General features: G+C 71.9%; 24 protein-coding genes and 1 riboswitch. Of the genes, 11 read left to right on the forward strand and 13 right to left on the reverse strand.

Annotated features, from left to right (window positions below; translation table 11 throughout):
- The first annotated feature begins 36 nt into the window (after window positions 1–36).
- Complete coding sequence (locus KY5_RS10500; RefSeq protein ID WP_098241979.1) at window positions 37–1,563, forward strand: phytoene desaturase family protein; 1,527 nt, start codon at window positions 37–39, stop codon at window positions 1,561–1,563.
- 18 nt (window positions 1,564–1,581) lie between these two features.
- On the opposite strand, the gene KY5_RS10505 is transcribed toward KY5_RS10500, so the two are convergent.
- The 5 genes from KY5_RS10505 to KY5_RS10525 all read right to left on the reverse strand — a co-directional run bounded on the left by KY5_RS10505 (window position 1,582) and on the right by KY5_RS10525 (window position 5,965).
- Window positions 1,582–2,460, reverse strand: coding sequence for a hypothetical protein (locus tag KY5_RS10505; protein WP_098241980.1), 879 nt, complete (start codon window positions 2,458–2,460; stop codon window positions 1,582–1,584).
- A gap of 52 nt (window positions 2,461–2,512) precedes the next feature.
- Window positions 2,513–3,430, reverse strand: coding sequence for a methylenetetrahydrofolate reductase [NAD(P)H] (gene metF, locus KY5_RS10510; RefSeq protein ID WP_098241981.1), 918 nt, complete (start codon window positions 3,428–3,430; stop codon window positions 2,513–2,515).
- 103 nt (window positions 3,431–3,533) lie between these two features.
- Window positions 3,534–4,202, reverse strand: coding sequence for a thiamine phosphate synthase (gene thiE, locus KY5_RS10515; protein ID WP_098241982.1), 669 nt, complete (start codon window positions 4,200–4,202; stop codon window positions 3,534–3,536).
- A gap of 96 nt (window positions 4,203–4,298) precedes the next feature.
- Window positions 4,299–4,664: an Rv2175c family DNA-binding protein gene (locus KY5_RS10520; RefSeq protein ID WP_098241983.1), complete on the reverse strand. Its 366-nt coding sequence runs from the start codon at window positions 4,662–4,664 to the stop codon at window positions 4,299–4,301.
- Between the two features lie 137 nt (window positions 4,665–4,801).
- A complete protein-coding gene (locus tag KY5_RS10525; RefSeq protein ID WP_234363161.1) occupies window positions 4,802–5,965 on the reverse strand; it encodes an NAD(P)/FAD-dependent oxidoreductase in 1,164 nt (387 codons plus the stop codon).
- Window positions 5,966–6,148: 183 nt separating this feature from the next.
- Window positions 6,149–6,262: riboswitch (TPP riboswitch) on the forward strand.
- Between KY5_RS10525 and thiO the strand changes: the two genes are divergently transcribed.
- The 6 genes from thiO (at window position 6,260) to KY5_RS10555 (ending at window position 12,159) form a co-directional block, all read left to right on the forward strand.
- The gene (gene thiO, locus KY5_RS10530) at window positions 6,260–7,495 is read left to right on the forward strand and encodes a glycine oxidase ThiO (protein ID WP_098241985.1); all 1,236 of its coding nucleotides are present in this window, start codon (window positions 6,260–6,262) and stop codon (window positions 7,493–7,495) included. Its footprint overlaps the riboswitch before it by 3 nt.
- Complete coding sequence (gene thiS, locus KY5_RS10535; RefSeq protein WP_098241986.1) at window positions 7,492–7,713, forward strand: sulfur carrier protein ThiS; 222 nt, start codon at window positions 7,492–7,494, stop codon at window positions 7,711–7,713. The genes thiO and thiS overlap by 4 nt, the downstream gene beginning before the upstream one ends.
- A gap of 7 nt (window positions 7,714–7,720) precedes the next feature.
- Entirely contained in the window at window positions 7,721–8,515 is a 795-nt protein-coding gene (locus KY5_RS10540) for a thiazole synthase (protein ID WP_098241987.1), read from the forward strand.
- A 135-nt stretch (window positions 8,516–8,650) separates the two neighbouring features.
- On the forward strand, window positions 8,651–10,597 hold the full coding sequence (gene pknB, locus KY5_RS10545) for a Stk1 family PASTA domain-containing Ser/Thr kinase (RefSeq protein WP_098241988.1): 1,947 nt from the start codon (window positions 8,651–8,653) through the stop codon (window positions 10,595–10,597).
- 60 nt (window positions 10,598–10,657) lie between these two features.
- Window positions 10,658–11,572: a deoxyribonuclease IV gene (locus tag KY5_RS10550; RefSeq protein WP_098241989.1), complete on the forward strand. Its 915-nt coding sequence runs from the start codon at window positions 10,658–10,660 to the stop codon at window positions 11,570–11,572.
- Window positions 11,573–11,664: 92 nt separating this feature from the next.
- Window positions 11,665–12,159, forward strand: coding sequence for a DUF4396 domain-containing protein (locus KY5_RS10555; protein WP_098241990.1), 495 nt, complete (start codon window positions 11,665–11,667; stop codon window positions 12,157–12,159).
- A gap of 36 nt (window positions 12,160–12,195) precedes the next feature.
- Here KY5_RS10555 and KY5_RS10560 read toward each other — a convergent pair whose 3' ends face one another.
- Window positions 12,196–12,828, reverse strand: coding sequence for a sulfite oxidase-like oxidoreductase (locus KY5_RS10560; RefSeq protein WP_098241991.1), 633 nt, complete (start codon window positions 12,826–12,828; stop codon window positions 12,196–12,198).
- 165 nt (window positions 12,829–12,993) lie between these two features.
- Between KY5_RS10560 and bfr the strand changes: the two genes are divergently transcribed.
- Window positions 12,994–13,473, forward strand: a complete 480-nt coding sequence (gene bfr, locus KY5_RS10565) for a bacterioferritin (protein WP_098241992.1) — start codon at window positions 12,994–12,996, stop codon at window positions 13,471–13,473.
- Between the two features lie 11 nt (window positions 13,474–13,484).
- Here the strand turns inward: bfr and KY5_RS10570 are convergent, their stop codons facing one another.
- Window positions 13,485–13,718, reverse strand: coding sequence for a (2Fe-2S)-binding protein (locus tag KY5_RS10570; protein ID WP_199843016.1), 234 nt, complete (start codon window positions 13,716–13,718; stop codon window positions 13,485–13,487).
- Between the two features lie 179 nt (window positions 13,719–13,897).
- Window positions 13,898–15,247 (reverse strand): class II 3-deoxy-7-phosphoheptulonate synthase, encoded by a 1,350-nt coding sequence (locus KY5_RS10575; protein ID WP_098241994.1) that lies wholly within the window; start codon window positions 15,245–15,247, stop codon window positions 13,898–13,900.
- Between the two features lie 265 nt (window positions 15,248–15,512).
- Here KY5_RS10575 and KY5_RS10580 point away from each other — a divergent pair, with 265 nt between their 5' ends.
- Window positions 15,513–17,402 carry an anthranilate synthase family protein gene (locus KY5_RS10580; protein ID WP_098241995.1) on the forward strand — a complete coding sequence of 630 codons (1,890 nt, stop codon included), beginning with the start codon at window positions 15,513–15,515 and terminating at the stop codon, window positions 17,400–17,402.
- On the opposite strand, the gene KY5_RS10585 is transcribed toward KY5_RS10580, so the two are convergent.
- The 5 genes from KY5_RS10585 to KY5_RS10605 form a co-directional block, all read right to left on the reverse strand.
- Window positions 17,345–18,349, reverse strand: a complete 1,005-nt coding sequence (locus KY5_RS10585) for a 2-hydroxyacid dehydrogenase (RefSeq protein WP_098241996.1) — start codon at window positions 18,347–18,349, stop codon at window positions 17,345–17,347. The two genes, KY5_RS10580 and KY5_RS10585, sit on opposite strands and share 58 nt — an antisense overlap.
- Window positions 18,350–18,498: 149 nt before the next feature.
- Window positions 18,499–19,527, reverse strand: coding sequence for a 6-phosphofructokinase (locus KY5_RS10590; protein ID WP_098241997.1), 1,029 nt, complete (start codon window positions 19,525–19,527; stop codon window positions 18,499–18,501).
- A gap of 154 nt (window positions 19,528–19,681) precedes the next feature.
- On the reverse strand, window positions 19,682–20,326 hold the full coding sequence (locus KY5_RS10595) for a response regulator (RefSeq protein ID WP_098247164.1): 645 nt from the start codon (window positions 20,324–20,326) through the stop codon (window positions 19,682–19,684).
- A 122-nt stretch (window positions 20,327–20,448) separates the two neighbouring features.
- The gene (macS, locus tag KY5_RS10600; protein WP_098247165.1) at window positions 20,449–21,696 is read right to left on the reverse strand and encodes a MacS family sensor histidine kinase; all 1,248 of its coding nucleotides are present in this window, start codon (window positions 21,694–21,696) and stop codon (window positions 20,449–20,451) included.
- A 28-nt stretch (window positions 21,697–21,724) separates the two neighbouring features.
- The gene (locus KY5_RS10605; protein ID WP_098247166.1) at window positions 21,725–22,501 is read right to left on the reverse strand and encodes a lysophospholipid acyltransferase family protein; all 777 of its coding nucleotides are present in this window, start codon (window positions 22,499–22,501) and stop codon (window positions 21,725–21,727) included.
- Window positions 22,502–22,657: 156 nt separating this feature from the next.
- Here KY5_RS10605 and KY5_RS10610 point away from each other — a divergent pair, with 156 nt between their 5' ends.
- Both KY5_RS10610 and KY5_RS10615 read left to right on the forward strand, forming a co-directional pair.
- Window positions 22,658–23,437 (forward strand): alpha/beta hydrolase, encoded by a 780-nt coding sequence (locus tag KY5_RS10610; protein WP_098241998.1) that lies wholly within the window; start codon window positions 22,658–22,660, stop codon window positions 23,435–23,437.
- Window positions 23,430–24,089 carry a hypothetical protein gene (locus tag KY5_RS10615; protein WP_098241999.1) on the forward strand — a complete coding sequence of 220 codons (660 nt, stop codon included), beginning with the start codon at window positions 23,430–23,432 and terminating at the stop codon, window positions 24,087–24,089. The genes KY5_RS10610 and KY5_RS10615 overlap by 8 nt, the downstream gene beginning before the upstream one ends.
- Window positions 24,090–24,248 lie beyond the last annotated feature (159 nt).

Here is a 24,248-nt window from a genome sequence, read left to right on the forward strand (position 1 = left end):
GCGTGACTGTCAGTGGCGGCCGATACAGTCCCTGGCATGGCACGGATTGTGGTGATCGGCGCCGGGATAGGCGCGATGACGGCCGCCGCCCGGCTGGCCGTCGCGGGCCACCGGGTGGTGGTGTACGAACGCGGGCGGACGTACGGCGGCGCGCTCGGCCGCGTCGAGCGGGACGGCTTCGCCTTCGACACGGGACCGGCGCTGCTCCAGCTCCCCGCGGTCTACCGCGACTTGTTCGTCAAGACCGGCAAGGAGCCCCTGGAGAAGTGCGTCGAGCTCTCCCAGGTCGAGCCCGCCGCGCGCCACGTCTTCGCCGACGGCACCACGGCCGACCTGCCGAACGCCTCACGCGCGGGCGTGGGAGAGGCCCTGGACGCGGCGCTCGGGGACGGCGCGGGCGCCCGCTGGGCGGCCTTCATGAACCGCGCGCGGGACGCCTGGGACCGCACCCGGCGCCCGCTCCTCGAAGAGCCGCTGTGGGCGGACTGGAAGGTGTTCGCCGAGCGCGAGCCCTACCCCTCGGTGGCCAGGAAGCGGCTGCTGCGCCGCGAGCGGCGTGCGGTCACGCTCGGCGAGATCGCCGAGTTCGAGCTGGGCGGCGACGCCCGACTGCGCGCCCTTCTTGAGCACTTCGCGCTCGGGGCGGGCCTCGATCCGCGGACGGCACCGGCGAGCGCGGCGATCCTGCCGTATCTGGAGCAGACCTTCGGCGTCTGGTCGGTGGCGGGCGGCATGCGCGCCCTGGCCCGGGCCGTGTACGAGCGGTGCCTGGCCCGCCGGGTCGAGTTCGAGTTCGGTGCCGCGGTGACGCGGATCGTGGAGAAGGACGGCCGGGCCGCGGGCGTCGAGCTCGCGGACGGCAGCGTGACCGACGCGGACTTCGTCGTCGCGGGTGTCGCCCCCGCCGCCCTGGAGGGGCTGCTGCCCGGCGTGGACCCGCGCGCGGCGGACGACGCACCGGCCCGGTCCGGCATGCCCAGCCGCCTGACGGTCCTGCTCGCCCTGTCAGGATCCCGCCCCGAGGGCACCCCGCATCGGACCGTGGTGCACGCGGCGGACCGCGCCGCCGAGCTGGCGGCCCTGTTCGGCGGCGGCGACGCCATGGCGGACCGGCCCACGGTCGCCGTGACGCGTCCCGACGACCCGGCAGCGGTGCCGGACGGGGCGCACGAGGCGGTGACCCTGACCGCGACGGTGCCCGCGCACCGTGCCGCCGCCGACGACCGGGCCTCGCGAGAGGTCTTCGCGGCGCGTGCCGAGCAGCTGATCACCCACGCAGAGCGGGCCGTGCCCGGTCTGCGCGAGCGGCTCCTGTGGCATGAGGTCCGCACCCCGTCGGACATCGCGGAGGCCACCGGCGCCGACGGCGGAGCGGTGCCCGCCCCGACGCTCGCCGCGGCCGACGGCAGGCACCTGCACCCGGCCAACAGCACGCGCGTGCAAGGGCTCTACGCCGTCGGCGGCTGGTCCCACCCCGGCGGCGGCCTGCCGCACGCGGGCATGTCGGGCACGCTGGTGGCCGGTCTGATCGTCGAGGGACCGGAGTTCCGCGGCTCGCAGTGAGCCACCCCGGGACCGGGCTCAGTACCGGTACTGCTGCTCGTTGTAGCCGGAGTTGTCGTAACCGCCGGTGTTCCCGCCCTGGTACGGATAGGGCTGCTCCGGCGGGAGTTCGCCGCCGTAGGGGTCGTCGGTGCTGCGCTGCTGCGGCACCCAGACCCCGCCGGGCGGCGTCTCCTGGTAGGTCTCGCCGAGCCCGCCGTAGGTGTCGCCGCCGTACGGCGCGTACTGCTGCTGGTCGCCGTAGGCGTCGTAGCCCTGCCCCGCGCCGTAGGTCTGCGTGCCGATGTAGGGGTCGGAGTACGCGGCGTACTGCTGCTGCCCGGTCTCGTCGTACCCGTACGCCTGCTGGTCGTACCCGGCGAAGGCCGCGGCGTCGTACCCGTAGCCGTCGCCCTGGTGGGCCCCGTCCGTGCCCGCCTGGCGCTCGTACGCCGCGTCGCTGTACACCCCGTACTGGCCGGTGTCGTCCGGCAGCGGCTCCGGCTCGTATATCCCGGGGTCGCCGAGTCCCCCGGGGTCGTGTGCGGGCGGCGGCGGTACCTCGAACTCCAGGTCGGAGACCTGGAGTGTCGGGTCCTTGGCCTCCGCCCCCTGCGCGGCGGCGCCCCGCGAGGAACCCCTGCGGCGCTTGCTGAGACCCGGCTGGCCGCCGAGCGCCCAGCCGGTGGAGAAGCCCTTGCGGAACGACAGCGTCACATAGGTCTGGCCGGTGGCGAAGGCAATGGCGCCGAGGCCGATCACCCACACCGACGGCATCAGCACGCCGAGGACGACACCGAGGAAGCCCACGAAGGCCAGCAGCCGCCAGCGCAGCCTGGCCTTGTACTGCAACAGCACCTCGCCCAGCAGCCACAGCGCGACGAATCCGAACGCGATGTAGAGGACCGCCCAGCCCATGTACGCCCCTCTCCCCTACCGCTGTTCCCCGTGGGTACCGGGGTACGGCCGTTCAGGCCTGGTGGTGCAGGCCCAGATTTTCGTAGATCTCCAGCGTCGCCGTGGAGTTGTTGAGCGTGATGAAGTGCAGTCCCGGCACGCCTTCGGCCAGCAACCGCGCGCAGAACTCCGTGGCGAACTCGATGCCAATGGAGCGTACAGCGGCGGGATCGTCTTTGACCGAGAGGATGCGCTCTTTCAACTCGGCCGGGACCACGGCGTTGCTGAGCTGGGGCAGCCGTTCGAGCTGGCGGACGTTGGTGACCGGCATCATCTCGGGGATGATCGGAGTGTGGCAGCCCGCGGCCTCGACGCGGTCGCGCAGCCGCAGGTACTCCTCCGGGTCGAAGAACATCTGGGTGATCGCGTAGTCCGCCCCGGCCCGGCACTTGTCGATGAAGTGGCGGGTGTCGGACTCCCAGTCGGGCGAGCGCGGGTGCATCGCGGGGAAGGCCGCGACGCCCACGCAGAAGTCGCCCGACTCCTTGATGAGTTCGACCAGTTCGGCGGCGTAGGTGAGGCCCTCGGGGTGGGCGATCCAGTCACCGAGGGGGTCGCCGGGCGGGTCGCCGCGGACCGCGAGCATGTTCCTGATGCCCGCGTCCGCGTACTGCCCGATGATGTTGCGCAGTTCGGCCACGGAGTGGTCGACCGCGGTCAGATGGGCGACCGGCGTCAGCGTCGTGTCGGCGACGATCTGCTGGGTCTCCTTGACCGTCCCCGTGCGGGTCGAGCCGCCCGCCCCGTACGTCACGGAGACGAAGTCAGGCGCGACCGCCTCGACCCGGCGCAGCGCGTTCCACAGGTTCCGCTCGCCCTTCGGCGTTTTCGGCGCGGAGAACTCGAAGGAAAACGTCGTCTTACCGGTCGCGAGCATGTCGCGCACCGTGCGCGCACGGTCAGTCCTGGTCGAAGCTGTGCCTAGGGCCATACCCGCAGGTTAGCCAGGCTGCGCCGGTCCCCCAACCACGCATCCGCGAATTGTCCGCTTTGCCGGGCTGTTGTCCACGGATCGGACACTCCCGGGCTGTTGCTCACACAGACGTTCGTGCGCGCAGCCGCTTGGCGAGATCGGCGGCGGCCGCGCCGGGATCGTCCGCCTCGGTGATCGCGCGGACCACCACGACCCGGGTGGCGCCCGCGTCGAGCACCTCGTCGAGATTGCCCGCGTCGATGCCGCCGATCGCGAACCACGGGCGGTCCGTGCCCAGCGAGGCCGTGTACCTGACCAGGTCCAGCCCGGGGGCGTGGCGCCCCGGCTTGGTCGGCGTGGGCCAGCACGGCCCGGTGCAGAAGTAGTCCACGCCGTCCTGCGTGGCGGCCGCCGCGGCCTCGGACTCGGCGTGCGTGGAGCGGCCCACGAGCACGTCGTCGCCGGTGGCGCCGAGGATGGCGCGGGCGGCGGGGACGGGCAGGTCGCCCTGGCCCAGGTGCAGCACGTCGGCGCCGATGGCGTGCGCGACGTCAGCGCGGTCGTTCACCGCGAGGAGCTTGCCGTGCCTGCGGCAGGCGTCGCGGAAGACCTGGAGGTGCTCCAGCTCCTCGCCCGCCTCCATGCCCTTGTCGCGCAGCTGCACGATGTCGACGCCGCCCGCGAGGACGGCGTCGAGGAACTCCGGGAGGTCTCCCTGGCGCTTGCGGGCGTCCACGCACAGGTAGAGCCGGGCGTCGGCGAGCCGTGCGGGCGCGGGCTTGGTGGCCATGGAGAGGTCCCCCCGTTGTCGGTTTCGGTGCGCACGGGGCCGCGGGCGGTGCGGTGCGCACCTCCCTCGGCCCCCGCGTCGAACGGTTCGTTCAGGTCAGACGGCAAGCGCCTGGGCTCGACGCTTCACCTCCGTGCCGCGATTCTCGCTCAGGGCCTGCGCGGGGGTGCCGGGCAGGGTCGGGTCGGCGGTGAAGAGCCACTCGAGCATCTCTTCGTCGGAGAAACCGTCGTCCCTCAGGAGCGTCAGGGTGCCGGCGAGGCCCTTGACGACCTTGTCGCCGTCGATGAAGGCGGCCGGCACCTGGAGCGCGCGGTTCTCACCACGGCGTACGGCGATCAGCTGGCCCTCCTTGACCAGCTGGCGCACACGCGTCACCTCGACATCGAGCATTTCGGCGATGTCGGGGAGGTGGAGCCAGGCGGGGACGAGAGCATCGGTCTTTGCGTCAATCTCGGTCACGTGGTCAAGCCTGCCATCTCTGGCCGGGGGCCGGAAACCGGGCCGCATCTGGTCGGGGGCGAGGGCTTGCCTGGGGCGTCGCTTTCGGCTGCGGGTCGTGGGGGCTGGGCGCGCAGTTCCCCGCGCCCCTTGCGGGGCTACAGCTGGGCCTTCTTCAGGGGGGTCGACGGGTCCGCCGCCAGGGTCGGGTCCAGGTGGGCTGATGCCTCGATGAGTTTGCGGCCCTGGGCCAGGTCGCGGGGGCGGCCCACTGCCAGGACCGCCACCAGGGCGCCTTCGCGGAGCCAGCACACGGACCAGGCCGCGGTCGTCGGGTCACCGCGCCACACCAGCTGGTCGGCGGACGCGTGATGACCGGCGTACTGCACGAAGCGGCCGAACTGCTCCGACCAGAAGTACGGCACGGGGTCGTACGCGGCGGGGTCCTCGCCGACGATGTTCGCCGCCACCGTGCGCGGGCCCTGGAGCGCGTTGTCCCAGTGGTGGACGAGCAGGCGTTGGCCGTACCTGCCCGAGGGGAAGGAGGCGCAGTCGCCGACCGCGTACACGTCGGGCGCGGAGGTGCGCAGGCGCTCGTCGGCCAGGACCTCGCGGTGGGCGCCGAGCTCGATGCCGGAGTCGGTGAGCCAGTCGGTCGCGGGGCGCGCGCCGATGCCGACCACCACGGCGCCCGCGGGCAGCCGCGTGCCGTCGGAGAGGACCACGACGCCGGGCTCGACGCGCTCCACGCGCGCGTGGGTGCGCAGCGTGGCTCCGGAGTCCGCGTACCAGCCCTCCATGGGAGCGGCGACCTCGGCGGGCAGCGCGCCCGCGAGCGGCCGCTCCGCCGCCTCGACCACGGTGACCCCGCAGCCCGCCTCGCGCGCGGCGGTGGCGAACTCGGCGCCGATCCAGCCCGCGCCGACGACCACGACGTCGTGCTGCTCGGCGAGGACGGGGCGCAGCCGCTCGGCGTCGTCGAGGGTGCGCAGGAGGTGGACGCCGGGAACGCCCTCGGTGCCGGGCAGCCTGACCGGGGCGGCGCCGGTCGCGAGGACCAGGACGTCGTAGGCGACGGGACCCGTGGCGGTGTCCAGTTCGTGGTCGGCGGGGCGCACCCCGGTGACCTCGCGGCCCAGGTCGAGGGCGATGCCGAGCGCCTCGAAGTCGATGTCGAACGCGGAGCCCTCCGCCTTGCCGAGCAGCACCGCCTTGGACAGCGGCGGCCTGTCGTACGGCTGATGGGGTTCCGCGCCGATCAGGGTCACCGTTCCCGCGAACCCTTGCTCGCGCAGGGCGACGGCGGTCTGCACACCGGCCATCCCCGCACCGACGATGACGACGTGCCGCTCTGCGTGCCTCTGCTGCTCGCTCACCCGATCACCTTAGGACCGCGCCCCCGCCCGGCCTCAGAGGGCACGGAGGAGATCTTTGACACACCGTCACTGCGCATACCCGGACAGCTCCCCTACTGCGGCCGGAAGCGACGGGCTAGGCTGGCGGTGCAGAGCACTCGCGGGAGCCCGGACGCACCGGGCTGAGAGGGAGGCTGGGACGGCCTCCGACCGTACGAACCTGATCCGGGTCATGCCGGCGAAGGGAGGGGCTGGACGCCCATGCATTCACCTACGACACCACCGCCCGCGACACCGTCCGCCACCGCTGACGTCCTCGTCGTGGGAGGCGGCATCATCGGCCTGGTCACGGCCTGGCGGGCGGCCCAGCGCGGCCTGTCCACCGCGGTCGTGGACCCCGCACCCGGCGGCGGCGCGGCCCAGGTCGCCGCGGGCATGCTGGCCGCCGTCACCGAGCTGCACTACGGCGAGCAGACCCTGCTCGGCCTCAACCTCGCGTCGGCGCGGCGCTATCCGGACTTCGCCGCCGAGCTGACCGAGGCGAGCGGTCACGACATCGGCTACCGCGCGTGCGGCACGCTCGCCGTGGCGCTCGACTCCGACGACCGCGCCCATCTGCGCGAACTGCACGCGTTGCAGCGCGATTCGGGGCTCGCGTCGGAGTGGCTGACCGGCCGCGAGTGCCGCCGCCTCGAACCGATGCTCGCCCCGGGCGTGCGCGGCGGGCTGCGGGTCGACGGCGACCACCAGGTCGACCCGCGTCGGCTGACCGCGGCCCTTCTGGTGGCCTGCGAGCGGGCCGGTGTCGTCTTCCACCGCGCCTGGGCCGAGCGCCTCTCCGTCGTCCGCGACCGGGCCCGCGGCGTCGTCACCGCGGACGGCACCGAGCTGACCGCGGGGCAGGTCGTGCTCGCCGCGGGCAGCCTCAGCGGGCGCCTCGCGGGCGTTCCCGACGACGTCCTGCCGCCCGTGCGCCCCGTGAAGGGGCAGGTGCTCAGGCTGACGGTGCCGAGGGCGTACGCGCCGTTCCTCAGCCGCACCGTGCGGGCCGTGGTGCGCGGCAGCCACGTCTATCTGGTGCCCCGGGAGAACGGCGAGCTCGTGGTCGGCGCGACCAGCGAGGAGCTGGGCTGGGACACCACGGTCACCGCGGGCGGCGTCTACGAGCTGCTCAGGGACGCCCACGAGCTCGTCCCCGGCATCACGGAACTGCCGCTCACCGAGACCCGCGCGGGCCTGCGCCCCGGCTCCCCCGACAACGCGCCGATGCTCGGCCCGACGCGCCTGCCCGGGCTTCAGCTGGCCACCGGCCACTACCGCAACGGCGTCCTGCTGACGCCCATCACGGGTGACGTGCTGGCGCACGCCCTGGTCACCGGTGAACTGCCGGACGAGGCCCGCCCGTTCACACCACGGCGCTTCGCCGACTCCCCCACCGCGCCTCCTCCCGCCACCTCTGCCGCCACTTCTGCCGCCCTTACGGAGCAGCCCGCATGACCACCACACCGCTGTCCTTCTCGGTCTCCCTCAACGGGGACGTACGGGACGTCGCCCCCGGCACCACGCTCGGCGCCCTCGTCGCCACCCTCACGACGGCCCACTCCGGAGTGGCCGCCGCCCTCAACGAAACCGTCGTGCCCCGCACGCGCTGGTCCAGCACCGCGCTCAGTTCGGGCGACCGCGTCGAAGTACTCACCGCCGTCCAGGGAGGCTGAAGCGACCATGGCAGACGACCCCTTCGGCATCGGCGGTCTGACCCTCTCCTCGCGCCTGATCATGGGCACCGGCGGGGCACCGAGCCTGGACGTCCTTGAGCGTTCCCTCGTCGCGTCGGGCACCGAGCTGACGACCGTCGCGATGCGCCGCCTCGACCCGGGCGTGCAGGGCTCCGTGCTCTCCGTCCTCGACCGGCTCGGCATCCGCGTCCTGCCGAACACGGCGGGCTGCTTCACCGCGGGCGAGGCCGTCCTCACCGCCCGTCTCGCGCGTGAGGCGCTCGGCACCGACCTCGTGAAGCTGGAGGTCATCGCGGACGAGCGCACCCTGCTGCCCGACCCGATCGAGCTCCTGGACGCCGCGGAGGTCCTGGTCGACGACGGCTTCACCGTGCTCCCGTACACCAACGACGATCCGGTCCTCGCGCGGAAGCTGGAGGACGCGGGCTGCGCGGCGATCATGCCGCTCGGCTCCCCCATCGGCTCCGGGCTCGGCATCCGCAATCCGCACAACTTCCAGCTGATCGTGGAGCACGCGCGCGTGCCGGTGATCCTGGACGCGGGCGCGGGCACCGCGTCCGACGCGGCGCTCGCGATGGAGCTGGGCTGCGCCGGTGTGATGCTCGCCTCCGCGGTGACCCGGGCGCAGGAGCCGGTCCTGATGGCCGAGGCCATGCGGCACGGCGTCGAGGCGGGGCGTCTCGCGCACCGGGCCGGGCGGATCCCGCGGCGGCACTTCGCGGAGGCGTCCTCTCCGGAGGAGGGCATGGCACGCCTCGATCCGGAGCGGCCCGCGTTCTGAGGGGCCCGGCCGCTCAGGGGCCCGGCCGCCGGGAGGCCCGGCTCCCCGGGGGGCCTGTTACAGCTCGGCTGCATTACTGCTGTGAATCCCCCCGGACGGGACGGCGTGTCGGTGGTGGCTCGTAGACTCCCCTCCGTGGACACGACCCTTCAGGACCCGCTCGTCGGGCAGCTGCTCGACGGCCGTTACCGGATCGACGGGCGCATCGCGGTCGGCGGGATGGCCACGGTCTACCGGGCCGTGGACACCCGCCTCGACCGCGTGCTCGCGCTCAAGGTGATGCACCCGACGCTGGCCGCCGACGCCACCTTCGTCGACCGCTTCATCCGCGAGGCCAAGTCGGTCGCCCGCCTCTCCCATCCGAACGTGGTCGGCGTCTTCGACCAGGGCACGGACGGTTCGTACGTCTATCTGGCGATGGAGTACATCGCGGGCTGCACCCTGCGTGACGTCCTGCGCGACCGCGGAGCCCTGCGCCCCCGGGCCGCGCTCGACATCCTGGAGCCGGTCCTCGCGGCGCTCGGCGCCGCGCACCGCGCCGGGTTCGTGCACCGCGACATGAAGCCGGAGAACGTGCTCATAGGGGACGACGGCCGGGTCAAGGTCGCCGACTTCGGGCTCGTGCGCGCGGTGGACACCGTCACGAACACGACCGGCACCGTCCTCGGGACCGTCTCCTACCTCGCCCCCGAGCAGATCGAGCACGGCACGTCGGACACCCGCGTCGACGTGTACGCCTGCGGGGTCGTGCTCTACGAAATGCTGACCGGCGCCAAGCCGCACTCCGGTGACTCCCCGGCCCAGGTGCTCTACCAGCACCTCAACGAGGACGTGCCGCCCCCGTCGGCCGCCGTCCCCGGCCTCGCCTACGAACTCGACGAGCTGGTCGCGTCCGCCACCGCCCGCACCCCCGACGTCCGTCCGTACGACGCGGTGGCGCTGCTCGCGCAACTGCGGCAGGCCCGGTCCGCCCTCACCGAGGAGCAGCTGGACGCGGTGCCGCCGCAGGCGCACGCGGACCACGACAACGCCGACGACCGTACGCACGTGATCCCGCGCGCGGCGCGCTCCGTCCAGCTGGCGCTCCCCGAGGAGAGCGGGCAGGACGACCAGGACGCCCTCAACCGCACCAGCGTCCTGCCCACCCCGCCGCCCGCGCCGCCCGCCCCCGCGCGGGCCTCGCGAAGGCGGCTCGACCCGCGCCGCCGGACGGTCGCGGTGATCACCGCCGTGCTCCTCGTCCTGGGGCTCGGCGCGGGCGTCTGGTACATCAACTCCGGCCAGTTCACGAAGGTCCCGCCGCTCCTCACGAAGACCGAGGCGCAGGCCAAGAAGCGCCTCGACGAGGCCGGGCTCGACGTGAAGGAGGTCAAGCACGCGTACAGCGACACCGACAAGCGCGGCACCGTCATGGCCACCGATCCGGCGGCCGGTGAGCGCATCCGTGACAACGGCAGGGTGACGCTGACCGTCTCGCGAGGGCCGGAGACCGTGAAGGTCCCCGACGTCAAGGGCATCGCCCTCGCGACGGCGAAGAAGGAGCTGAAGAGCTCCGGGCTCGAACCGGGCATGGTCACCGAGAAGTTCAACGAGGACGTCAAGAGGGGCACCGTGATCAGCACGGAGCCGCGGGCCGGGTTCACGCGCAAGGCGGGTTCGGCCGTCGCCCTCGTCGTCTCCAAGGGCGCCCCGATCTCGGCCCCTGACGTGACGGGCGACTCCGAGGAGGACGCCGTCTCCGAGCTGGAGGAGGCCGGTCTCAAGGTCGAGATCGCGGAGAAGCGGGCCTTCTCCGACGAGGACAAGGGCAGCGTCGCCAAGCAGTCCCCCGTCGAGGGCACGGAGCTCGCCGAGGGCGACACGGTCACCCTGACGATCTCCAAGGGCCCGGTGATGGTCGAGGTCCCGGACGTGACCGGCATGAGCGTCGGCGAGGCCACCTCCAAGCTGGAGGGCGCGGGCTTCGAGGTGGACAAGGACCGCGGGCTGCTCGGCCTCTTCGGGGACACCGTGAAGGAGCAGTCGGTGGAGGGCGGCGACGAGGCGCCCAAGGGCTCGTCGATCACCATCACGATCCGCTGAGCCCCCGGCCGGGGTGGACCGCTGGCGGGATCACCCCGCGCGCGTGCCACCCTGGACGGCGTGAGCAGCGACAAGTCCCCCAGCACGCCGTCCCCGAACAGCACACCGCCCCAGGGCGCGTCCCGCAATCCCGTCGGCGGCCACGTCCCGGTGGCCGGAGGGCTCGCGTCCGTCGGCCTCTCGTACGCCCGTGAGCTGGCCGCGGAGACCGTCCAGGTCTTCGTGGCCAACCCGCGCGGCTGGGCGACACCGCCCGGCAACCCGAAGCAGGACGAGGAGTTCCGCGCGGCCTGCGCCGCCGAGAACATCCCGGCGTACGTCCACGCGCCCTACCTGATCAACTTCGGCTCGCACACCGAGGCCACCGTCGAGAAGTCCGTGGAGTCCCTGCGCCACTCGCTGCGCAGGGCCAGGGCGATCGGTGCCCTCGGCGTCGTCGTGCACACCGGCTCGGCGACCGGCGGCCGGGAGCGCGCGGTGGCCCTGCGGCAGGTGCGCGACCGCATGCTGCCGCTGCTCGACGAGCTGACGCACGACGACGACCCGTTCCTGCTCCTGGAGTCGACCGCGGGCCAGGGTTCCTCGCTCTGCTCCCGCACCTGGGACTTCGGACCGTACTTCGAGGCGCTGGACTCCCACCCCAAGCTGGGCGTCTGCCTGGACACCTGCCACATCTTCGCGGCGGGCCACGACCTGGCGGGCCCCGGCGGCATGAAGCAGACCCTGGACCTGCTGGTGGACACGGTCGGCGAGGGCCGTCTGAAGCTCGTGCACGCCAACGACTCCAAGGACGTGGTCGGCGCCCACAAGGACCGCCACGAGAACATCGGCACCGGCCACATCGGCGAGGAGCCGTTCCGCGAGCTGATGACCCACCCCGCCACCGAGGGCGTGCCGCTGGTCATCGAGACGCCGGGCGGCAAGGAGGGGCACGCGGCGGACGTGGCGCGCCTGAAGGAGCTGAGGGGGCGCTAGAGGGCCCGCGAAGATCCCTTGAGGAATACCCCTGGGGGGTATACGGTTCTTGCCAGGCGGCAGGAACCGCTATCCGACGTTGGGGGATCCTCATGGAGCACGACACGCACGCCGAGCACGCGCACCACGGCCACGCGCACGGCATCGGCAAGGTCAGCTGGCGCATGGCCGCTCAGGCCACGCTGCACTGCCTCACCGGCTGCGCCATCGGCGAGGTGCTCGGCATGATCATCGGCACCGCGCTCGGCTGGGGCAACATGCCCACGATGATCCTCGCGATCGTCCTGGCCTTCGCCTTCGGCTACGCCCTCACGCTGCGCGGCATCCGCAAGGCGGGCGTCGACTTCAAGACGGCGTTCCGGGTGGCGCTCGCCGCCGACACCCTGTCCATCGCCGCGATGGAGCTGATCGACAACGGCGTGATCGCACTCTGGCCCGGCGCCATGGACGCGCACCTCGGGGACGCGATGTTCTGGTGGGTCCTGGCCATCGCCCTGGCCGCCGCGTTCGTGATCACGACACCGGTGAACAAGTGGATGATCGGCCGCGGCAAGGGCCACGCCGTGGTGCACCAGTACCACCACTGACCTGGCACGACAGCGCCGCGCGAGACTAGAGCGGGACTAGAGCTCGGGGCCGTCCCCGGGCTCCTCCTGGTAGGAGTAGCGCTGCTCGCGCCAGGGATCGCCGACGTTGTGATAGCCGCGCTCCTCCCAGAAGCCGCGGCGGTCGGCGGTCATGTACTCGATGCCCCTGACCCACTTGGGGCCCTTCCAGGCGTACAGGTGCGGCACCACGAGCCGCAGCGGGAAGCCGTGCTCGGCGGTGAGCAGCTCGCCGCCCTTGTGGGTGGCGAAGATCGTGCGCTCGGACCGGAAGTCCGCCATCCGCAGGTTCGAGCTGAAGCCGTACTCGGCCCAGACCATCACATGGGTGGCGGTGGGCGCGGGCGGTGCGATCTCCAGGAGCGCGCGGGCCGGTACACCACCCCATTCGGCGCCCAGCATGCTGAACTTCGTCACGCAGTGCAGATCGGCCACGACCGTGTCGTACGGCAGGCCGGAGAACTCCTCGTGCGTCCAGCAGTGCTTCTCGCCGTCGGCGGTGGCCCCGAAGACCCTGAACTCCCAGCGCTCGGCGCGGAATTTCGGCACGGGCCCGTAGTGCGTGACCGGCCAGCCGCGCTGCAGCCGCTGACCCGGCGGAAGCTCCGGCTCCGCTGCCTCTCCAGATGCGCGTTCCGCCGGCTGACCCATGCCTCCATCCTGACAGACCCGGGGCGGTGGACGTGACCAGGCGAAGCCCGGCATAGGCGGATTCGGGCAACTCCTACTAAGCGTGCACTTACTGGACGGCTTCCGAACGCCGGTGCAAGGATGCGCGCTACCTGCCCAGTCACCCGCGTGGAAGGAGCCTCTGCGATGCAGGGCGACCCCGAGGTCATCGAGTTTCTGAACGAGCAGCTGACCGCCGAGCTGACGGCGATCAACCAGTACTTTCTCCACGCCAAGATGCAGGAGAACTTCGGCTGGACCAAGCTCGCCAAATACACCAGGTCCGAGTCGATCGACGAGATGAAGCACGCGGAGGTGCTCACCGACCGGATCCTCTTCCTCGACGGCCTGCCCAATTACCAGCGGCTCTTCCACGTCCGCGTGGGCCAGACGGTCACCGAGATGTTCCAGGCCGACCGGCAGGTCGAGGTCGAGGCGATCGACCGCCTCAAGCGCGGGATCGAGGTGATGCGCGGCAAGGGAGACATCACGTCCGCGAACATCTTCGAGTCGATCCTGGCCGACGAGGAGCACCACATCGACTATCTCGACACCCAGCTGGAACTGGTCGAGAAGCTGGGCGAGGCCCTCTACATCTCGCAGCTGATCGAGCAGCCGGAGGGCTAGCCCGTCGGCGGCTAGGCCGCCTCGTCGAGCCCGGAGAGCACCGGCTCGCCCTGCTCCACGAGCTCCCTGCGGGGGCACGCGCCACGGCCGAGCAGCGCCTGGATGCGTCGTACGCACGAACCACAGTCCGTGCCCGCCTTGCAGGCCGAGGCTATCTGGCGGGGGGTGCAGGCACCGTCCTCCGCGTGCTTCTTCACCTGCGCCTCGGTGACCCCGAAGCAGTTGCAGACGTACACGCGGTTCACCTCCCGGACAGCACTTATCGGTGGCGCCGTCCCGATTGATCGGTGAGGCTAACCTAACCTTACCCGCGACATCGGGCACACAAAAGCCCCGGGTACGACGGTGGGGCGCGGATCACATGGATCCGCGCCCCACTCGTACGTACGAAGAGAACCGTACGAAGAGAACCCTCCGAAGCGACCTACTGGTCCCGGTACATCTCCGCGACCAGGAACGCCAGGTCCAGCGACTGGCTGCGGTTGAGCCGCGGGTCGCAGGCCGTCTCGTAGCGCTGGTGCAGGTCGTCGACGAAGATCTCGTCGCCGCCGCCCACGCACTCGGTGACGTCGTCACCGGTGAGCTCGACGTGGATGCCGCCCGGGTGCGTGCCGAGCGCCTTGTGGACCTCGAAGAAGCCCTTGACCTCGTCGAGCACGTCGTCGAAGCGGCGGGTCTTGTGGCCCGATGCCGCCTCGTACGTGTTGCCGTGCATCGGGTCGGTGATCCAGGCGACGGTCGCGCCGGACGCGGTGACCTTCTCGACGAGCTCGGGAAGCTTGTCGCGGACCTTGTCGGCGCCCATGCGGACGATGAAGGTCAGCCGCCCCGGCTCCCGGTCGGGGTCGAGGCGCTCGATGTACTGCAGCGCCTCCTCGGCCGTCGTCGTCGGGCCGAGCTTGATGCCGATGGGGTTGCGGATCTTCGAGGCGAACTCGACGTGCGCGTGGTCCAGCTGGCGGGTGCGCTCGCCGATCCACACCATGTGGCCCGACGTGTCGTACAGCCGCCCGGTGCGGGAGTCCACGCGGGTCAGCGCCGACTCGTAGTCCAGGAGCAGCGCCTCGTGCGAGGCGAAGAACTCGACGGTCTTGAACTCCTCCGGGTCCGTCCCGCAGGCGCGCATGAAGTTGAGCGCGTTGTCGATCTCGCGCGCGAGCTGCTCGTAGCGCTGGCCGGACGGCGAGGACTTCACGAAGTCCTGGTTCCAGGCGTGCACCTGGCGCAGGTCCGCGTAGCCGCCCGTGGTGAAGGCGCGCACCAGGTTGAGCGTCGACGCGGAGGCGTTGTACATCCGCTTCAGGCGCTCGGGGTCGGGGATCCGGGCCTTCTCGTTGAAGTCGAAGCCGTTGACGGAGTCGCCCCGGTAGGTCGGGAGCGTCACCCCGTCGCGGGTCTCGGTGCCCTTGGATCGCGGCTTCGAGTACTGCCCCGCGATGCGGCCCACCTTCACGACGGGCACGGACGCCGCGTACGTGAGGACGGCGCCCATCTGGAGCAGCGTCTTCAGCTTGTTCCGGATGTGATCGGCCGATACGGCGTCGAAGGCCTCGGCGCAGTCGCCCCCCTGGAGCAGGAACGCCTCGCCCTTGGCAACGGACGCCAGTCGGGCGCGCAGCTGATCGCACTCGCCCGCGAAGACGAGCGGCGGATACGACTCGAGGTCCGCGATCACATCGCGCAGAGCCTCGGCATCGGGGTACTCGGGCTGCTGCGCCGCGGGAAGGTCTCGCCAGGTGTTGCCACCGGTGGTGGTCTTAGCGTTCACGGTCACCCCGTCAACATTACGGGGTGATGCGCCCCGCCCCTTCACCCGCTCACGAAGTGAGACGGAGCCGACACGCAGGAGAGCGGCGCGCCGATGCGCTAGGGTGCGGCACATGCTCGCGCAGACGACGATCCGAAACTGGTGGTGGCCCGCTCAACCGGCGGCCCACTGACTGCGCGTACCCACAGACTCGCGAAGGCCGCCCGAGAGGGCGGCCTTCCGCGTTCCACGCCCCGGGCCGTTCCTCTCCCCGTGAGAAGGAACCACACCGATGCAGCTGACAGAACTCCTTGCCGACGACCGCCCGTTCGCCCTGCTCCGCCGCCGCACGCCGGGGCGCGACCACGACACGGTCGAGGTCCTGACCGGTCCGACGGCCACCTACGAACGGCTCGCCGACATCCCCGAGGGCCTCGCCCTCGTCCCCTTCCGGCAGATCAGGGAGCGCGGCTTCGACGTCCGCGACGACGGCACGCCGCTGACGGTCCTGGCCCCCGAGCAGACGTACGAACTCCCGCTCGACGAAGCCCTCGACGCGCTGCCCTCCCACGAGGTGCGGGTCGAGGGCGGGGCCTTCGACGTGGACGACGAGCACTACGGGCGCATCGTCGAGCGCGTCCTGCGGGACGAGATCGGCCGGGGCGAGGGGGCCAACTTCGTCATCCGCCGCACGTACGAGGGGGAGATCCCCGGCTTCGGCAGGGCCGACGCCCTCGCGCTCTTCCGGCGGCTGCTGCTCGGCGAGCGGGGCGCCTACTGGACGTACGTCGTGCACACCGGGGAGCGCACGCTGGTGGGCGCCAGCCCCGAGGTGCACGTGCGGATGTCCGGCGGGACCGTCGTCATGAACCCCATCAGCGGAACCTACCGCTACCCCGCCGAGGGGCCGACCCCCGAGGACCTGCTCGCCTTCCTCGCCGACGGCAAGGAGATCGAGGAGCTCTCGATGGTCGTCGACGAGGAGCTCAAGATGATGTGCACGGTGGGCGACATGGGCGGTGTCGTGGTCGGCCCCCGCCTCAAGGAGATGGCCCATCTCGCGCACACCGAGTACGAGTTGAGGGGCAAGTCGTCGCTGGACGTGCGCGAGGTCCTCAAGGAGACGATGTTCGCGGCGACCGTCACCGGCTCTCCCGTGCAGAACGCCTGCCGGGTCATCGAGCGCCACGAGGCAGGGGGCCGCGGCTACTACGCGGGGGCCCTCGCCCTCATCGGCCGTGACGCGGGCGGCGCGCAGACCCTGGACTCCCCCATCCTGATCCGTACCGCCGACATCTCCCCTGCCGGGCGCCTGCGGGTCCCGGTCGGCGCGACGCTGGTGCGCGGCTCGGATCCGGCGGGCGAGGTCGCCGAGACGCACGCGAAGGCCGCGGGGGTGCTCGCGGCCCTGGGCGTACGTCCCGGCAGGCCGCGGCACGAGGACGCGCGCCCCGCGCTTGCCGACGACCCGCGCGTGCGGGCGGCCCTGGACGGGCGGCGGTCCGGGCTCGCGCCGTTCTGGCTGCGGATGCAGGAGCCGTCGCGCGAGCTGGCCGGGCACGCGCTCGTCGTGGACGGCGAGGACACGTTCACCGCGATGCTCGCGCACGTCCTGCGCTCGTCGGGGCTGACCGTCTCCGTGCGCCGCTACGACGAGCCGGGGCTGCGCGAGGAGGTCCTCGCGCACGAGGGGCCTGTCGTGCTCGGTCCGGGCCCCGGCGACCCGTCCGACCTCACCGATCCGAAGATGCGGTTCCTGCGCTCGCTCGCGGCGGAGGTGATCGGGAAGCACCGGCACGGCGTTCTCGGCGTCTGCCTGGGCCACGAGCTGATCGCGGCCGAGCTCGGCCTGGAGATCGTCAGGAAGGACGTGCCCCACCAGGGCGCGCAGACCCGCGTCGACCTGTTCGGGCGGCCCGAGACGGTCGGGTTCTACAACAGCTTCGTGGCGCGCTGCGACGACGAGGCGGCGGCCGAGCTGGCCGCGCACGGCGTCGAGGTCAGCAGGGACGCGGCGAACGGCGAGGTGCACGCGGTGCGCGGTCCCGGCTTCGGAGGCGTGCAGTTCCATCCGGAGTCGGTGCTCACCCTGCGCGGCGCGGCGATCGTGCGGGAGCTGCTCGGTCAGCTCTTGGGCGCCGCGGGGACCAGCACGTTCTCCGAGCGGCGGCCCGCCCGGTAGTCCAGGACGTTCCGCACCGTGGTGTCGATGATCTGGCCGACCGCGTCCACGGTGTAGTACGCCTGGTGCGAGGTCACCACGACGTTGGGGAAGGTGACGAGGCGGGCCAGGGTGTCGTCCTCGACGACCTCCAGGGACTTGTCGAGGAAGAAGAGCCCGGCCTCCGCCTCGTACACGTCGAGGCCCACGCCCGTGAAGCGCCCCGCGCGCAATTCGGCGACCAGCGCCTCGGTGTCGATCAGACCGCCTCGGCTGGAGTTCACGAGGATCGCGTCGTCCTTCATCATGCGCAGCGCGTCGGCGCCGATGATGTGCTGCGTCGCGGGGAGCAGCGGGACGTGCAGGCTGATCAGGTCGGCCTCGGCGAAGAGCTTGTCCTTCTCGACGTACGTCATGCCGAGCTCGACGCAGGCCGGGTTCCGCGCGACGTCCCAGCCGAGCAGGTTCATGCCGAAGCCGTGCGCGATCCGGGTGAACGCCTCGCCGATCTTGCCGGTGCCGAGCACGCCGACGGTGCGGCCGCGCAGATCGCGGCCCATCAGGCCGTCGAGGCGGAAGTCGAAGTCGCGGGTGCGGTTGCTCGCGCGCACGATGCGGCGGTTGACGGCCATCGCGAGGGTCCAGGCGAACTCGGCCACCGAGTACGGCGAGTAGGACGAGACGCGGGCGACGGTCAGGCCGAGGCGCTCGGCGACCTGGAGGTCGATGTTGTTGAACCCGGTGGAGCGCTGGGCGATCAGCTGCGTGCCGCCGGCCGCGAGGGTCTGGAGCACCCGGTTGTTGAGGGTGGCGTTGACGCTGGAGGAGACGATCTCGTAGCCGGCGGCGATGGGAGCGGTGTCCTCGTTGAGGAAGACGTCGAGGCAGCGGACCTCGTGGTGGCCCGCGAAAGCCTTCTCGATCAGCGGCTTTTCGTCCGACTGCACACCAAATGCGAGGATCTCCATGGGCGGGAGTCTAGGTAATCGCCTCCGGGACGGCACCTGGAGCCGGGGTGCCGTCCCTGCGTGGTTCTTTCGACTGCGGGGCGCTGGGGGCTGAGCGCGCAGTTCCCCGCGCCCCTTGCGGGGCGCCCGGCCTTACGGGGCCGCCACGCTCAGCCGAAGAAGACCCCGACCTCCTTGTACAGCGCCGGGTCCACCGTCTTCAGCTTCGCCGTGGCCTGGGCGATCGGGACGCGGACGACGTCCGTGCCCTGGAGCGCCACCATCTTCCCGAAGTCGCCGTCCTTGACGGCCTCGATCGCGTGCAGCCCGAAGCGGGTGGCGAGCCAGCGGTCGAAGGCGCTGGGCGTGCCGCCGCGCTGGACGTGGCCGAGCACCGTGGTGCGCGCCTCCTTGCCGGTGCGGCCCTCGATCTCCTTGGCCAGCCACTCGCCGACGCCGGAGAGCCTGACGTGCCCGAAGGAGTCCTGCGTCCCGTCCTTGAGGACCATCTCGCCGTCCTTGGGCATCGCCCCTTCGGCGACGACCACGATCGGGGCGTACGACGCCTTGAAGCGCGAGGTCACCCAGGCGCAGACCTGGTCGACGTCGAAGCGCTGCTCGGGGATGAGGATGACGTTGGCGCCGCCCGCGAGGCCCGAGTGCAGCGCGATCCAGCCCGCGTGGCGGCCCATGACCTCGACGACCAGGACGCGCATGTGGGACTCGGCGGTGGTGTGCAGGCGGTCGATCGCCTCGGTCGCGATGCCGACCGCCGTGTCGAAGCCGAACGTGTAGTCGGTGGCGGAGAGGTCGTTGTCGATGGTCTTGGGCACGCCGACGACCGGTACGCCGTACTCGTCGGTGAGCCGGGCCGCGACGCCGAGCGTGTCCTCGCCGCCGATCGCGATGAGGGAGTCGACCTCGTACTTGGTGAGGTTCTCCTTGATGCGGCGGACCCCGTTCTCCGCCTTGAAGGGGTTGGTGCGCGACGAACCGAGGATGGTGCCCCCGCGCGGCAGGATGCCGCGGACCGCGGGGATGTCGAGCTGGACGGTGTCGCCCTCCAGGGGACCGCGCCAGCCGTCCCGGAAGCCGACGAAGTCGTAGCCGTACTCCTGCACGCCCTTGCGGACGACGCCCCGGATGACGGCGTTGAGCCCGGGGCAGTCGCCGCCTCCGGTCAGTACTCCGACCCGCATGGAAAAGTCCCTTCGCCTCAGTGACCTGATGCGAGTCACGCTAATGGTGATCCAGGTCACTCAGGGACAGGGCGAATGGTCAATTCCTGGGCGGTACAGGGCAGTTGATCACGTGTGTTCACTCGTACGAGGGGTCGCGCGTCGGCACGGAGGGTCACGCGTCGTCGAGGCCGCGCTCTATCGCGTACCGCACGAGCTCCACCCTGTTGTGCAGCTGGAGCTTGCCCAGGGTGTTCTGGACGTGGTTCTGCACGGTGCGGTGCGAGATCACCAGGCGCTCGGCGATCTGCTTGTAGCTCAGGCCCTTGGCGACCAGGCGCAGCACCTCCGTCTCGCGGTCGGTGAGCTGCGGGGCCTTCTGCTCCTCGGGGGTGCCAGGCGAGGAGTCGGAGGCCAGCCTGCGGTACTCGCCGAGGACCAGGCCCGCGAGGCCCGGGGTGAAGACGGCGTCGCCGACCGCCGTGCGGCGCACCGCGTCGATCAGCTCCTCGGTGGACGCCGACTTCAGGAGATAGCCGGTGGCGCCCGACTTGACCGCCTCCAGGACGTCGGCGTGCTCTCCGCTCGCGGACAGGACGAGGACGCGCAGGGCCGGGTTGGCGCCGACGAGTTCCTTGCAGACCTGGACGCCCGGCTTCAGCGGCAGGTTCAGGTCGAGGACCAGGACGTCGGGGGCGGCGGCCTGCGCGCGGCGGACCGCCTGCTCGCCGTCGCCCGCCGTCGCGACCACGTCGAGGCCCGCCTCCGCCAGGTCGCGGGCGACCGCGTCGCGCCACATCGGGTGGTCGTCGACGACCATGACCTTGATCGCGCCCGCGCCGCCATGGGCGCGCGCACCCGCGCTCTCCTCAGCGCCCGTGCCCGCGCTCCCCCCGGCGCCCGCCACCTGCTCCACCGGCTTTCCCCGCTCTCGCTCGCTCGTCATGGTCTTCCCGCCTTCCCCCGTGCCTCCCGCGCCACGCGCGGGACCTGCAATTCCACTTCCGTGCCCTGGCCCGGTACCGAGATCAGCTCGGCCGTGCCCCCGATGTCCCGCAGCCGCCCCCGGATCGACAGGGCGACCCCGAGGCGCCCCTCCCCCTCGGCCTCGGCGAGCCGTCCCTCCGGGATGCCGGGGCCGTCGTCGCGCACCGTCACGATCACCGCGTCCGGCTCGTCCTCGACGAGGATCCAGGCGTGCGCGTCCGCTCCCGCGTGCCGGTGGACATTGTCCAGTGCGGCACTGACAGCGGCCGCCAGCTCCCTGGCCGCGCGGGGCGGGAGGTGGACCGGTGCCCCGGGCTCCGAGAGGGTCACCTTCGACCCCGCGTACGGGAAGAGCAGGGAGCGCAGGTCGCAGGGGGCCGCGTCGTCCTGCTCCCCGTCCGGCCCTCCGTCCGGTTCCTCGACCACGCGCACGAGAGCGCCCTGCGAGGCGTCCTCCGACGCGTGCGAGGTGCGCACCAGGCCCCCGGCGACCAGGGCGCGCAACGCGACCTCCTGCTCCCCCGCCATCCGGCCGAGCTCGGCGGCCTCGCCGCCCATGGCGCTGCCGCGCCGCTGCACCATCGCGAGGACCTGGAGGACGCTGTCGTGGATGTCGCGGGCGAGCCGTTCGCGCTCGCGGGTCGCTGCCTCGATCTCCAGGGCGCGGGCGAGGGTGCGCTCGGAGGCGCGGGCCACCTCGACGACGTAGCCGATGGCGATGGAGGCGATGCAGACGAGCAGGACGTTGTGCACGGTGGACTGGGTGAGCTCGCCGCGCTGCACGATGTTGGCGACGCCGACGAGCGCGGAGGCGCAGGCCGCCCACCGCCAGCCACCCTTGATCGCGTACGCCAGGACGGCGCCCGCGGTCCATATGGAGGGCAGCGTCGGGCCCTCGCCGACGACCTGCTGGCGCGAGTCGGCGAGCGGGGTGAGCAGGATGCCGGTCAGCGCGACGGCCAGGTCCACGACGAGGAACCGCTTGGTGCAGCTCGCCGCGTTCGCCACCCGGGGCAGCGTGCCGAGCGTCCAGGCGGCGAGCACCGTGAAGTACGCGCAGGCCACCCAGGGGCGGTCGAACTCGTCGTACGCCCGCACGAAGAGCGCGATCGCGTAGAGCATCGTCAGGACGCGGTAGCCGGTGAGCGCGCGCCACAGCGGCTGCTCGACCGACATCCTCATGACTCTCTCGCGCTTGGCCATGTCGTCCCCCACCCCTGAACGGACGCGGCTAGGAGCCGGACCGTTCCTTTGCCTCGGCCTGTTCCGCGGCGGCCTTCTCCGCGGCCTTCTCGGCGGCCTTCTCCGCCGCCTTGGCCGCCTTGGCCTCCTCGGTGATCTGGCGCTTCGCGGCCGTCGCGTACACGTCGACGTACTCCTGGCCGGACAGCTTCATGATCTCGTACATGACCTCGTCGGTCAGCGCGCGCAGCACGAAGCGGTCCTGCTCCATGCCCTGGTAGCGCGTGAAGTCGAGGGGCTTGCCGATGCGGATGCCGGGGCGCATCAGCTTCGGCATCACCTTGCCGGGGGGCTGGATCTTCTCGGTGTCGATCATCGCCACGGGCAGCACGGGGGCGCCGGTGGCGAGCGCCACGCGCGCGAGGCCGCCGGGCTTGCCGCGGTACAGCCGGCCGTCGGGCGAGCGCGTGCCCTCGGGGTAGATGCCGAAGAGCTCGCCGCGCTCCAGGACCTCGATGCCGCTCTTGATGGCCGCCTCGCCCGCGCCGCGCGCGCCGGAGCGGTCCACGGGGAGCTGGCCCACGCCCTTGAAGAAGGCGGCCGTGAGCTTGCCCTTCACACCGGGCGTCGTGAAGTACTCCGCCTTGGCGATGAAGGTGACCTTGCGGTCGAGGACCGCGGGGAGGAAGAAGGAGTCCGAGAAGGACAGGTGATTGCTCGCCAGAATCGCGGGGCCCTCGGCGGGAACGTTCTCAAGGCCCTCCACCCAGGGCCTGAAGCCGAGCTTCAGGGGCCCTCCGATGGCAACCTTCATTGCGCCGTAGATCAAACCGAGTGCCTCCTGTGTCTGTGGATCAGACCTTAACCCGGGGCGCGGGCAATGGGCCCGACGACCCTGGTCGGTGTCAGTCCGGTCGCGTACGGTGAAGTACTCCTCGATTCGCCATGAACCCCCCTCCCCCTCTCACGAAGGAGACCGAAGGTGCCGGTCCTCCCCGGAGCCGAGCCGTACCGCCACGAAGGCGGCGAGGTCGGCGTCCTCCTCTGCCACGGCTTCACCGGATCCCCGCAGTCGCTGCGCCCCTGGGCCGAGTATCTGGCGGAGCGCGGCCTCACCGTCTCGCTGCCCCTGCTGCCGGGGCACGGGACCCGCTGGGAGGACATGCAGGTCACCGGCTGGCAGGACTGGTACGCGGAGGTGGAGCGCGAGCTGCGGGTGCTGCTCGAGCGGTGCGAGCGGGTCTTCGTCTTCGGGCTCTCCATGGGCGGGGCGCTCGCGCTGCGCCTCGCGGCCAAGCACGGGGACGCGATCAGCGGCCTCGTCCTGGTCAATCCGGGGAACAAGGTGCACGGCCTGGCGGCGCACGCGCTGCCCGTCGCGCGGCACCTCATCCCCTCCACCAAGGGCATCGCGAGCGACATCGCGAAGCCCGGCTCGAAGGAGCTCGGCTACGACAGGGTGCCGCTGCACGCCGCGCACTCCCTGCGCCGCTTCTTCCGCCTGGTCGACGCCGAACTGCCGCAGGTGACCCAGCCGTTGGTGGTGCTGCACAGCCCGCAGGACCACGTGGTGCCGCCCGCCGACTCGGCCCGGGTCCTCAGCCGGGTGTCCTCCACGGACGTCCGGGAGGTCCTGCTGGAACAGAGCTACCACGTCGCGACGTTGGACCACGACGCGGACCGGATTTTCGAGGAGAGTCACACGTTCATCGGCCGGCTCGCCCCCAGCGTCGGTAAGGAAGGGACGGCCACCGGTGGCTGAGCACGAGGCGGACCGCGACGAGAGCCGCGAGGAGAAGACCCCCAAGGGCGAGGGCGGCGAGGAGCAGCCGCGCGAGCCCGAGCAGGGCCCCGAGCAGAGCGAGGCGCCCGACGACGGGCTGCCGATCGACGAGGACGCCGCCTGGCAGGCGATCGTCGCGGGGTACGGCGAGGAGCCCGCGGACCCGCCGGGTGCCAAGCCCTTCAAGTCGGTCGAGGACCTGGCACTGCTCGAACCGGAGACGAACGGCTCGGCGAGCGGCCCCGGCAAACCGGACCCCGACGCCAAGTCCGGCACCGACAAGCCGCTCGGCAGCTCCGTCTCCTTCGCGCCGGGAGTCGGCGGCCCGCGCGACTACTCCACGCCCGAGCCCTCCGAGACGGACTTCGACGCGGACGACGAGGGCCACTTCGTACCGCCGGAGCCGCCCCCGCTGCCCCCGGCGGACGTGACGGCCAAGTTCGCCTGGCTCGCGGTGATCGGCGGGCCGCTGCTGATCCTGCTCGCCGTGCTGCTCGGCTGGCAGATGACGTGGTGGCTCACCACCCTCGGCATCGGCGGCTTCCTCGGCGGCTTCGCCACGCTCGTGATGCGGATGGGCGGCGAGGACGACGAGGACGAGGACGACCCGGGGCGCGGCGCGGTCGTCTGACACCACCGACACCCCCGAAGGGCCCGTCCGGACACTCTCCGGGCGGGCCCTTCGGCATCCCTTCGGCATCCCTTCGGCAGCGCGATGGAACCCGATCCCGGCGAGCGGCGAAGGAGAGGTGAACCACCCGCACGAGCCCAAGCCTTCGAGGCGTTCAGA

Source organism: Streptomyces formicae (assembly GCF_002556545.1).
Lineage (GTDB): Bacteria > Actinomycetota > Actinomycetes > Streptomycetales > Streptomycetaceae > Streptomyces > Streptomyces formicae_A.